Below are 11,614 nucleotides of genomic sequence, written 5' to 3'. Positions count from 1 at the left end.
GGGTGGTTGGTGAGGTGGGGTTGGATTTGGTTGGCGGGGAGGTTGATGGTGGCCATGCCGCCGGTGGGTGGGAGGGTGGTGAGGGTGTTGCTGCGATGGGCGATGATGTGGGCGGCGTCGTCGAGGGTGAGTGCGCCGGCGATGTGGGCGGCGGCGATTTCGCCTTGGGAGTGGCCGATGACGGCGTCGGGGGTGATGCCGTGGTGTTGCCAGAGGTGGGTGAGGGCGATCATGACGGCGAAGAGTGCGGGTTGGACGATGTGGGTGTGGTCGAGGGTTGGGGCGTTGGGTTGTTGGGTGAGGACGTCGATGAGGTTCCAGTTGGTGTGTGGGGCGAGGGCGTCGGCGCAGTTGTTGAGGTGGTGGGTGAAGGTGGGTGAGGTGTTGTAGAGGTGTTGGGCCATGCCGGGCCATTGGCTGCCTTGGCCGGGGTAGATGAAGGCGGTTTTGCCGGTGGTGCGGGTGGTGTTGGTGATGAGGTTGGGTGTGGGTTGGTTGTGGGTGAGGGCTTTGAGTCCGGTGGTGAGTTCGGTGGTGGTGGTGCCGATGATGACGGCCCGGTGGTCGAAGTGGGTGCGGGTGGTGGTGAGCGCATGTGCGACATCGGCGGGTTGCAGATCGGGATGCTCGGCCAGATGCGTCTGCAGAGATTCGGCCTGAGCGCGCAACGCGGACGGGGTACGCGCGGAGATCGGCCACGCGACGACAGGCGTCTCGCCCGCCGGAACCGTTGCTGTTCCAGAGGCCGGCGGTTCCTCGAGGATGACGTGGGCGTTGGTGCCGGAGATGCCGAACGCTGACACCCCAGCCCGCCGCGGCCGGCCGTTGGGCCAGGGGAGTGGGGTGTTGAGGAGCTGGATGCTGCCGTCCCATTCGATGTGCGGTGACGGCTCGTCCGCGTGCAGCGTCTGCGGTAGCGTCGCGTGCCGCATCGCCTCGATCATTTTGATGACGCCGGCCAGCCCGGCCGCGGCCTGGGTGTGACCGATGTTCGACTTGATGGAGCCGAGATACAGCGGCCGGTCCGCGGGCCGCTGCCGGCCGTAGGTGGCCAGCAGTGCCTGGGCTTCGATCGGGTCGCCGAGGGTGGTGCCGGTGCCGTGGGCTTCGACGGCGTCGACGTCGGTGGGGTCGAGTCCGGCGTTGGCGAGTGCCTGTCGGATGACGCGTTGCTGTGACAGGCCGTTGGGTGCGGTGAGGCCGTTGCTGGCGCCGTCGTTGTTGATGGCCGAGCCGCGGACGACCGCGAGGATCGGGTGGCCGTTGCGTTCCGCGTCGGAGAGCCGCTCCAGCAGCAGCATTCCGGCGCCCTCGGCCCAGCCGGTCCCGTCCGCACCGGCACCGAACGGCTTGCACCGGCCGTCCGGCGCCAGCCCCCGCTGGCGGCTGAACTCCACGAACATGCCCGGCAACGCCATCACCGCGGCGGCGCCGCTGAGGACCAGGTCGCACTCACCGCTGCGCAGTGCCTGGCACGCCTGGTGCAACGCCACCAGCGACGACGAGCACGCCGTGTCCACCGTCACCGCCGGACCCTCCAGACCGAGCGTGTACGCCACCCGCCCCGACGCCACACTCGGCGACTGCCCGGTGAGCAGATACCCCTCGTGACCGTTCGCCCGCTCGTGCAGCCGCGGCCCGTAGTCCTGCGCGGAGACGCCGACGAACACGCCGGTGCGGCTGCCGCGCAGGCTCGCCGGGTCGATCCGGCCCCGCTCGATCGCCTCCCACGCCGTCTCCAGCAACAACCGCTGCTGCGGATCCATCGCCGCCGCCTCCCGCGGACTGATGCCGAAGAACTGCGGGTCGAACTGGTCCGCGTCGTAGAGGAAGCCGCCCCGCCGGGTGGCCGACGTGCCGGCGCCGTCGCCGTCCGGGCTGTGCAGGCGGTCCAGGTCCCAGCCACGGTCGGACGGGAACTCCCCGGTCGCGTCGACCCCGTCGGCGACGAGCTGCCACAACCGCTGCGATGACGTCGCGCCGCCGGGGTACCGGCAGGCCATGCCCACCACCACGATCGGGTCACCGGCCGCGGTGGCCGTCGCTGTCGCCGGAGCGTCCGGGCCGGTCGCCTCCCCGGCCAGTTCGTCGCGCAGGTGACGGGCGAGCGCGCCCGGCGTCGGATGGTTGAAGATGACCGTGTTCGGCAGCCGCAGACCGGTTGTCGCGGCGAGGCGATCGCGCAGCTCGACGACGCTCGCCGAGTCGAAGCCGAGGTCCTTGAACGGCAGGTTCATGTCGACGTCGTCCGGCGTGTCGTGGCCGAGGACGATGGCCGAGCTGGCGCGGACCAGGTCGAACAGCTCGTGGTCCCGGCCGGCGGACGCCCCGGCCCGTCGTCCCGCGGGCGCGTCGGCGACCTCCGGCTCCGGCGCGTCGGCGGGGGACGCGAGGTCGAACCAGAAACGCCGGCGTTGGAAGGCGTACGCCGGCAGCTCGACACGCCGGGCCATGGACCCGCGGTCCTGCGTCCACCGCACCTGCCCGCCCTGCACCCGGTACTGGGCGAGGGACGTCTGGAACTGCCGCAGGTCTCCGTGGTCGCGCCGGAGCGTGCCGACGACGAGGGAGTCCGGGACGTCCGCCGCCTCCAACGTCTCTGCGACGGCTCCCGTCAGCACCGGGTGCGGACTGCACTCGACGAAGGCCCGGTGGCCGGCCGACGCCGCGGCGCGCACGGCGGAGTCCAGCTCGACCGTCTGGCGCAGGTTGCGGTACCAGTAGCCGGCGGTCAGCTCAGCGGGGTCCAGGAGGCCACCCGTGACGGTCGAGTAGTACGCGAGCTCGCCGCGGCGCGGCCGGATGCCGCCGAGCGCCCGGAGCAGGCCGTCACGGATCGACTCGACCTGCGGCGAGTGCGACGCGTAGTCGACGGGGATCGTGCGGACCCGGATCCCGTCCGCCTCGTAGCCGGCCAGCAGCTCCTGCAGCGCCCGCGGGTCGCCCGAGACGACCGTGGTGGCCGGCCCGTTCACCGCCGCCACGTTGAGCCGGTCGGCGTACCCGGCGAGCCGGGCCCGGACCACGTCCGCGGGCGCGGCGATCGACGCCATGCCGCCGGTGCCCGCCAGCGCGGTGATCGCCTGGCTGCGCAGTGCGACGACGGCCGCCGCGTCGGCGAGCGACAGGGCACCCGCGAGGTGGGCGGCGGCGATCTCACCCTGGGAGTGGCCGATGACCGCGACGGGACGGATCCCCTGCGCCTCCCAGAGCCGCGCGAGCGCGACCATCACCGCGAACAGCAGCGGCTGGACCACATCCACCCGCTCCAGCGGCGGCGCTGCGGGGCGGCCCCGGAGCACGTCGACCGGTGACCAGTCCACGTGCTCGGCGAGCGCCGCCGCGCACTCCTGGAGCCGCTCGGCGAAGACCGGAGACGTGTCCAGCAGCCCGAGCGCCATGCCGGCCCACTGGGACCCCTGCCCGGGAAACACCAGCACCGTGCCGCCGACCGGGCGCGCCACACCCCGCACGACGTTCGCCGCCTGTTCGTCGCGCTCGAGGGCGCCGAGCCCGGCGGCGATCTCGCCGGCGTCCCCGCCGAGCACCACGGCGCGGTGCTCGAAGGCCGTGCGGGTCGTGGCGAGCGAGAACGCGACGTCCGGCACGGCGAGACCGGCGGTGGATTTGGCGTACGCGCGTAGCCGCGCCGCCTGCCCGCGCAGGCCGTCAGGGCCACGGCCGGAGACCTGCCATCCGGCCATGACAGGGTGGTCCGGGCGTGCGTCCGCCCGCGGTGGCTCGTCGTTCGGTGGCTCGTCGTGGGGTGGCTCGGCGACGACGAGATGGCAGTTGGTGCCGCCCATGCCGAACGAGCTGACCCCGGCCACCAGGCGGCGCCGCTCGTCCGGCCACGGCGCGGAGGACCGCTGCACGCTCAGGTTGAGCTCGCCGAACGGGATGCCCGGGTTCGGCGTCTCGAAGTTCAGGCTGGCCGGGAGCAGACGGTGCTTGATGCTCAGCACCACCTTCAGCAGCCCGGCGATGCCGGCCGCGCCCTCGAGGTGACCGATGTTGGTCTTCGCGGACCCGACCGGCAACGGGTGCCCGGCCGGCCTGCCCGCGCCGAGCGCGGCGCCGAGCGCGCCCGCCTCGATGGGGTCACCGACCTTCGTGCCGGTGCCGTGCAGCTCCACGTACTGCACGTCGCCGGGTTCGACGGCGGCCGCGTGGTTCGCCAGCCGGATGACGTCGCGCTGTGCCTCGGCGCTCGGCACGGTCAGCCCGTCGGTGGCGCCGTCGTTGTTGACCGCGCCGCCGAGGACGACACCGTGGATCCGGTCGCCGTCTGCGCGGGCCCGTGCCACTGTCTTGAGCACCACCACGCCGCCGCCCTCGCCGCGCACATAGCCGTTGGCGCGCGCGTCGAAGGTGAAGCAACGGGCGTCGGGCGACAGCGCCCCGAACCGTTCGACGGTCGCGGTGCTCTGCGGGTCGAGCATCAGGCTGACGCCGCCGGCGAGCGCCACGGCGGACTCGCCCTCGCGCAGGCTCGTGCAGGCGAGGTGGACGGCCAGCAGCGACGACGACTGCGCCGAGTCCACGGTCAGGCTCGGGCCACGCAGGCCCAGCGCGTAGGACACCCGGTTGGCGATGATGCCCCGGTTCAGGCCGGTCAGCAGGTGCGGGGAGATCCGGCCGCCGCCGCGGCCGGCGAAGAGCGTCGCGTAGTCGCTCGCGATGGTGCCGGCGAACACGCCGGTCCGGGTCTCGGCGAGGACCGACGGCAGGATGCCCGCGTCCTCGAGCGCCTCCCAGCACAGCTCCAGGAACAGACGCTGCTGCGGGTCCATCGAGGTGGCCTCGCGCGGTGAGATGCCGAAGAACGCCGCGTCGAAGCCGTCGACGGCCTCGAGGAAACCGCCGCGGCCGAAGCCTGGGCGGTCCGCCGGTGCCTCCGTGACGGCGTGGCGCTCCTCGCGGAGCAGCCGCCAGTAGGCGGCGGTGTCCGGGGCGCCCGGCAGCCGGCACGACATGCCGACGATGGCGATCGCATTGTCCGAGGTGGCAGGTCCCGCTAGCGCTTCAGTCATCGATCCCACTCGCAGAGTGACAGGGAAGGTCCGGCTCGTCGACCGTGAGCGCACGGGCTGAAGAGCAGCTAAACCCGGCCTTGCGGATGGTCACGGCGAGGGGACACCGGGCGACCCTTTAGCGGTGCTTTGGGCGTGCGGCCGAGGGTGGTGCCGCGGCGCCGGACCGGCGGTACCGGCGCGCCGAGCATCGGGAGGTACTGCGGGGTGGAGGCGCGGGACGTACGCCTGGCATCGGCCGGCACGGCACTACCGGGCGAGGCCGTCGACAACGCCCTGCTCACGAAGAGCCTGGGCATGTCGCCCGTCTTCCAGGAGTGGATCGACACCTTCGTCGGCACGCGGAGCCGGTACCTGGCCATCGACCTCGGCACCGGAGACGTCAGCTGCTCGGTCGCCGACCTCGGTGTGCAGGCGGCCGGTCGGGCGCTGGACGCCGCCGGGATCGACGCCGGCGCCGTCGACCTGGTCGTCATGGCGACATCCATGCCGGACCGGCTGCTGCCCACCACCGCCGAGGAGATCGCGGACCGGCTCGGCGTGGGCCCGGTCCCGGTCCACCAGCTGCAGTCCGGCTGCACCGGGGCCGTGCAGGCGCTCGACCTGGCGCACCAGGCACTGCTCGCCGGTGATGCCCGCACGGCGCTGGTGATCGGCGGCGACGTCTGCGCCAAGCACGTCGATCTGCGGCTGGACTACAGCAGGCTGCCGCCGGCGGAGATGGTGAACGCGGTCCTGTTCGGTGACGGCGCCGGCGCTGTGGTGCTGGGTGACGGGGCCGACTTCCCCGACGCGCCGGTGCTGCGCCGCGTCCTGCTGGAGCTCACCGGCCTGCACCGGCCCCCCGCGCAGATCGTCGAATGGTTCGGGCCGGCGGACAGCGACCCGGCGACGCCGGCAGTGTGGGAGGACTTCAAAGCGGTCCAGGAGTCGGTCCCGGTCATCGCCGCGGAGATCCTCGCCGAGCTGCTCCGCGACCTGCGATGGACACCCGCGGACATCGACTACCTGCTGCCGCCCCAGCTGTCGGGCCGGATGACCGAGGACATCGTCCGCAGGCTCGGGGTCCCCGCCGCGGTCGAGGTCAGCTGCGTCGCCGACACCGGCAACACCGCCAACGCCCTGCCCTTCACCCAGCTCCAGATGGTCCTTCCCGAGCTGGTCAGCGGCGACCGGGTGGTCGCCATCTCAGTCGAGTCCAGCAAGTGGATCAGGGCCGGGTTCGTCCTGGAGAAGCCATGACAGGCCCGGGCCCCAGCGGAGGTGACGCGTCATGACCAGGATCACGCCTGTGCCGCGCGAGCGTCGGCACACCCTGCACTTCCTCAGGTACGCCCGCGGGCACTCCCCGGTCTTCCTCGACACCGAGGTCGACATGTCCGCCGTCCGCCGCGACCGGGAACAGGCCCGCGTGCACGAGCGGCCGCCGTCATGGGTGACCTACGTCCTGCACGCCGCGGGCCGGGTGCTCGCCGCCCATCCGGAGGCGAACGCCGCGCTCTGCGGCCGGCTGCGCCCGCGCCTCGTGCGATACGACAACGTGCACGCGAAGCTGGCCTTCGACAAAGAGCTCAACGGCGTGCGGGTGGTGCTGACCGGCCTCATCCCGGACGTGCACATCGCCACCCTGCGGGACATCCAGGAGCGCATCGACGGCGTGCGGGACGGTGACCCGGCGCGGCTGCCCGAGTTCGGCGGGGCGCGACTGATGCACCGGCTTCCGCCGGTCCTGGGCAGTGCGATGTTCCGGTCCGTGGCGCACTCGCCGCGGCAGCGGCTGGGCGTCCTGGGCACCTTGGCCGTGACGTCGCTGGGCCACCGGCCGGTGGACGGGTTCTACTCCAACGGAGGCACCACGATCACGTTGGGCCTCGGCCGGGTGGCCGACCGGCCCGTGGTCCGGGACGGCGCGCTCGGGATCGCGCCGACGATGCGGCTCAGCATGGCCTTTGACCACCGTGTCATCGACGGGGCGGCGGCCGCCGACCTCATGGGCGACCTGGTCGACGCGCTGGAGGGATTCCCCGCCGATCCGCCCGCCGATCCGGGCCCCGCCGTCGCGGCGCAGCCGGTCGGCGCGGCGCACGGGACGAACCGGTGACGCGGCGGCCTGACCAAGGAGGACACATGACCCCTGTCGTGATCGCGGGCGCCGGCCCCACGGGCCTGATGCTCGCCTGCGAGCTGCGGATCGCCGGTGTGCCGACCGTCGTGCTCGAGCGGCTCCCCGAGCCGACCGGTCAGTCGCGGGCGCTCGCCCTGCACGCGCGCTCGGCCGAGGTGCTCGACCAGCGCGGGCTGCTCGACCCGTTCCTCGCCGAAGGGGTCGTCTGGCCGAACGGTCACTACGCCGGGCTGCCGCTGGACATGCACCGGCTCGACGGCCGGCACAGGTACACGTTGCATGCCCCGCAGTCCCGCGTTGAGGCGCTGCTGGAGAAGGCCGCCGTGGGGCTCGGCGCGGACATCCGCCGAGGGCACGAGGTGGCCGGGCTCACGCAGGACGACGACGGGGTCGAGGTGACGGTCCGCGCCGACGGCGACGAGTACCAGCTGCCCGGCGCCTACCTGGTCGGCTGCGACGGCGGGCACAGCGTCGTGCGCAGGCTCGCCGGCATCGGCTTCCCCGGCCCGCCCTCCTCCCTGTGGGGCGTGCTCGCCGACGTCGACGCCTTCGACGCGCCGTTCCCCATCCGCGAGGCGATCATCACGCCGCGGGGATGGTTCTCGGTCATCCCGCTCAACGACCGGCTGACCCGGCTGATGTTCATCCGGGAGGAGCCGCCCGAGGGCGACGTCGAGCACCTGACCTCCGAGGACCTGCGCGTCATGGTCCGGGACATCTCCGGTCTGGACGTCGAGGTCGGCGAACCGCACTGGTCGTCCAAGTTCGGCGACGCGACCCGGCTCGCCGACCGGTACCGTGCAGGCCGCGTGTTCCTCGCCGGGGACGCCGCGCACATCCACTTCCCGCTCGCCGCGCAGGGGATGAACACCGGCATCCAGGACGCCGCCAACCTCGGCTGGAAGCTCGCCGCCACCGTCAACGGCTGGGCACCGCCCGGGCTGCTGGACACCTACCACGCCGAGCGGCACCCGGTCGGCGAGTTCGTCTGCACCAACGTCCGCGCGCAGATCTCTCTCACCTTCCCGCACGACCGGATGGCACCGGCCCGTGCGCTGCTGTCCCGGCTGCTCGAGTTCGACGACGTCCACGACTACCTCGCCGGGCGGATGTCCGGCACCGACGTGCGGTATCCGGTGGCCGGCGCGGAGGACGACCCGTGGCTCGGGCGGCGGCTCCCGGACGCGGCGCTGGCGACCGCCGGCGGCGCGACCACGGTGCTGGGCACGTTGCGCTCCGGGCGTGGGGTCCTGCTCGACCTGTCGCCGCACGCCGACCTGGCCGCCGCCCGCGGCTGGACCGGCCGGGTCGACATCGTGCACGCCGACCCGGTCGCCGAGCTGCCGCCCGCGGCGTTCCTCCTCCGGCCGGACGGTCACGTGGTGTGGCACGGCGGCACCGGCGACGGCGCGCTGGTCGATGCGCTGCACACCTGGTTCGGCTCGGCGGCCGAACCGGCGGCCGGACGGTCCGGCAGCGCCGCGGGAGTGGCGGGGGCCGCGTGAGCCGGCTCACCGGCCCGGCGCCGTCGGCGGCGGCCACGCGGCCGCCCGGCGGCGCGGAGCGGCGGCGCTGGGCGGCCGTCGCCGTCGTGTCCGTCTGCGTGCTCGTGCCGTTCATGGACATCACGATGATCGGCATCGACCTCACCAAGATCACTCGGGAGCTGTCGATCACCTGGGTGGGCGCGCAATGGGCCGTCGGCGGCTACCTGCTCGTCTGCGGCGTCTGCATGCTCGTCGTGCCAGCGGTCGGCGGTCGCTGGGGGTACCGGCGAACCCTCGCCGCCGGGTTCACGCTGTTCGGCGTCGGGGCGGTCGTCGCCGCGTGGGCGCCCGGGGCGGGTGTCTTCATCGCCGCCCGGGTCGCGATGGGCGTCGGCGCCGCCGTGGTGCTTCCGGCCTGGGTGAGCATCATCTCGGCGATGTTTCCGCCGGAGTCGCGCAAGCGCGCCTTCGCGGCCGGTGCGGCGTTCGTGTCGGCCACCACGCCGTTCGGCCCGATCATCGGTGGCGCGCTGCTGGACCGCGCCTGGTACGGCTCGCTGTTCGTGCTGGACGCCGTGATCGTGGCGCTGGTGGTGCCGTTCGTGCTCTGGCTCACCCCGGAGACCCGTGCCGGTGGGGGGCGCCGCCCCGACCTGATCGGAATCGGTCTGGCGGCGTGCGCCGCGACGGCGCTGTTCGCCGCGTTCGCCGGCGCCCGGCCCGGCTGGCAGCTCATGGCGTGCCTGGCGGCCGTGGTGGCGGCGCTCGCCGCGTTCGTCCGGCGGCAACGCACGGCGGTCGATCCCCTGATCGACCTGGTGGTGCTCCGCCGGCCCGGGTTCATCTGGTCGCAGCTCACCATTTCGTCGGTCAACTTCGCCTGGACCGGGCTGCTCTTCCTGCTGCCCGTGTACCTGCAGGTGGTGCGCGGCGCCAGTGCGCTCATGGTGGCGCTGCTGCTGGTGCCGCTGGCCGCGATGGCCAGTGTCGCCTCCCTGGTGACCGAGCGGGTGACCCGCCGGCTGGGCGTGCGCTGGACGGTGATCTGCGGCCTGCTGGTCTTCGCCGTAGGCCTCGCGCTGTTCTCCCTGGTCGTGGACCGTCCGGGCTACGCGCTGTTCGTGGCGGCGCTGGCGCTGGTGGGTCTGGGGGCCGGACTGCCGCAGGCGCCCGCGCTGGTCGCGGCGCTCGGCGCGCTGCCGGAGCGCTCCGCGGCGAACGGGCCGGGTGTCGTCAACGCGCTGCGCCACATCGGCGGTGCGCTGGGCGTGGCGGTCGGCGGCCTCGCCGTCGCCACGATCTTCACCAACGGCCTGGCCGGCTCCGGCGCGGCGGCGGCGCATGCCTCGGTCGTCGATCTCGCCGCCGGTGCGACGGGTTCCCTCGCGGCCGCCGCCTTCACGGAGGGCGTCGCCACCTCGCTGCGCGGCGGCGCCGTGCTGCTGGCCGCGCTCGCCGTGCTCGCGATGCTCTTGCCCGAGCGGCCGACCCGGCAACGCGACGACACGACCTCGGGACGCTGAGGGGCGCTGAGGAGCGCTTGCGGGGCACTGAGGGGCGGCTTGCGGGCTCGCGGGGCGTGTGCGGGGCGCGCGGGGCTTGCGGGGCGCTGAGCGGGGCGCGACGAGTCCCCTGGACCGGACTGAGGGGCGCTGAGGGCTCGGTTGGATGACCGGGCGCCGGCATCAGGCGTGTGTGACCCGGGTGCTACGGCCGCGGGTCCGGAAAAGCGCTCCGGCGCCGGTGATCCGCGACGACGGGTGTCACGGCTCCAGGCAGCGCAGCGCGGCGGTGAGGAATTCCTCCCTGGCGGTCGGCGAGAGTGTTCCGTCGCCGGCCTGCACCGCCCAGAACGTGCCCTGCTTGGCCACCGCGAACGCCGCCCAGGCCCGGGCCCGGCCCGCCTCGGTGGTATCGCCGTCGGCCAGCGACCGGACGAACGTCTGGACATGGCCCTCGACGTCATACAGGCGGCGCAGCACGGCATTGATGGACGGATCGTTGATCAGCAGCGCGTTGACCGTGTGGGTCTCCACCGTCAGGTCGATCAGCGCGCCGACCAGCTCCTTGGCACTCACCCGCTCCGTCTCGCAACGCTCGGCCAGAGCCGCATACGCCGAGACGGGCTCGGTGACGAGCGCCTCGAGAATCTCGTCCTTGGACTTGAAGTGGTAATACAGCGCTGCCTTGCTGGTGCCCAGCACGCGCGCGATGTCCGCGATGGACGTCCCGGCGAACCCGTGCGCCGCGAAGAGTTGCTGCGCGAGCGCCAGGATCCGCGCTCGGGTCCGCACGCCGTCCCGCTCAGCCGCAGCCACAAGATCACCCTCCCTGATGACGAGAATACGCTACTTGACGGCCGGTCGGTAATCGCATCGCCGCGTGCCGGCGGCAAGGTAGCGGCCAGGGGTGACCTCTTCGTGCTGATTTGCGGAAATGTGTCCGGTCGCTCGGGTTTTCGGTGATCGTTGAACCGGTCAACGGACGCTGAAGCATGAGGGGGCAGGCAGATGATGACCGTTACGTCGCGTGAGATCGTCGACCAGATGCTGCGCGCGGGTCGCCAGATGGACGCCGAGACGTTCGTGGAGCTGATGGCTCCCGACGGCTACATCGAGTGGCCGTTCCACCCGCCGGGGACGCCCGGGCGGGTGCAGGGCCGGGAGGACATCCGCCAGTTCCTGACGGCGACGGCCCAACCGTTCGTCAGGTTCGACGAGTACCGCGACCTGGTGGTGCACGAGACCGCCGACCCGGAAGTGGTCATCGCCGAATACGAAGCGCACGGCGCGGTCGTCGCCACGGGCGAGCCGTTCGAGCAGACCGTCATCGCCGTGTTCCGGGTCCGGGACGGTCAGATCCAGTCCTACCGCGACTATCTCAACCCGCTGCCCGTGGCGGAGGCGCTCGCCGCCGCGGCCGGCGCCGATCGCGGCCACGCGTAGGCACGTCGTGGTCCGTGCCGACCG

Annotated in this window: 7 protein-coding genes; 5 read left to right on the top strand and 2 right to left on the bottom strand. The window is 73.0% G+C overall.

From position 1 onward, the window contains the following. A partial coding sequence (locus ABZS58_RS27745; protein ID WP_354786137.1) for a beta-ketoacyl synthase N-terminal-like domain-containing protein occupies positions 1–5,033 on the bottom strand: 5,033 nt, incomplete at its 3' end. 135 nt (positions 5,034–5,168) lie between these two features. On the opposite strand from ABZS58_RS27745, the gene ABZS58_RS27740 reads away from it, so the two are divergent. The 4 genes from ABZS58_RS27740 to ABZS58_RS27725 are packed head-to-tail and all read left to right on the top strand — an operon-like array spanning position 5,169 to position 10,168. Continuing rightward, entirely contained in the window at positions 5,169–6,275 is a 1,107-nt protein-coding gene (locus ABZS58_RS27740; protein ID WP_354786136.1) for a 3-oxoacyl-ACP synthase III family protein, read from the top strand. Between the two features lie 31 nt (positions 6,276–6,306). Next, positions 6,307–7,134: a 2-oxo acid dehydrogenase subunit E2 gene (locus ABZS58_RS27735; RefSeq protein ID WP_354786135.1), complete on the top strand. Its 828-nt coding sequence runs from the start codon at positions 6,307–6,309 to the stop codon at positions 7,132–7,134. Between the two features lie 26 nt (positions 7,135–7,160). Continuing rightward, complete coding sequence (locus ABZS58_RS27730; protein ID WP_354786134.1) at positions 7,161–8,663, top strand: FAD-dependent monooxygenase; 1,503 nt, start codon at positions 7,161–7,163, stop codon at positions 8,661–8,663. Then, a complete protein-coding gene (locus ABZS58_RS27725) occupies positions 8,660–10,168 on the top strand; it encodes an MFS transporter (RefSeq protein ID WP_354786133.1) in 1,509 nt (502 codons plus the stop codon). The genes ABZS58_RS27730 and ABZS58_RS27725 overlap by 4 nt, the downstream gene beginning before the upstream one ends. Before the next feature lie 240 nt (positions 10,169–10,408). Here the strand turns inward: ABZS58_RS27725 and ABZS58_RS27720 are convergent, their stop codons facing one another. Beyond that, positions 10,409–10,963 carry a helix-turn-helix domain-containing protein gene (locus tag ABZS58_RS27720; protein WP_354786132.1) on the bottom strand — a complete coding sequence of 185 codons (555 nt, stop codon included), beginning with the start codon at positions 10,961–10,963 and terminating at the stop codon, positions 10,409–10,411. A gap of 192 nt (positions 10,964–11,155) precedes the next feature. Between ABZS58_RS27720 and ABZS58_RS27715 the strand changes: the two genes are divergently transcribed. Then, the gene (locus ABZS58_RS27715; RefSeq protein ID WP_354786131.1) at positions 11,156–11,590 is read left to right on the top strand and encodes a nuclear transport factor 2 family protein; all 435 of its coding nucleotides are present in this window, start codon (positions 11,156–11,158) and stop codon (positions 11,588–11,590) included. Positions 11,591–11,614 lie beyond the last annotated feature (24 nt).

It is taken from the genome of Dactylosporangium sp. NPDC005555 (assembly GCF_040605635.1).
GTDB lineage: Bacteria > Actinomycetota > Actinomycetes > Mycobacteriales > Micromonosporaceae > Dactylosporangium.
Note: the sequence above shows the minus strand (reverse complement) of the source record. Positions and strands in the feature narration are given on the sequence as shown.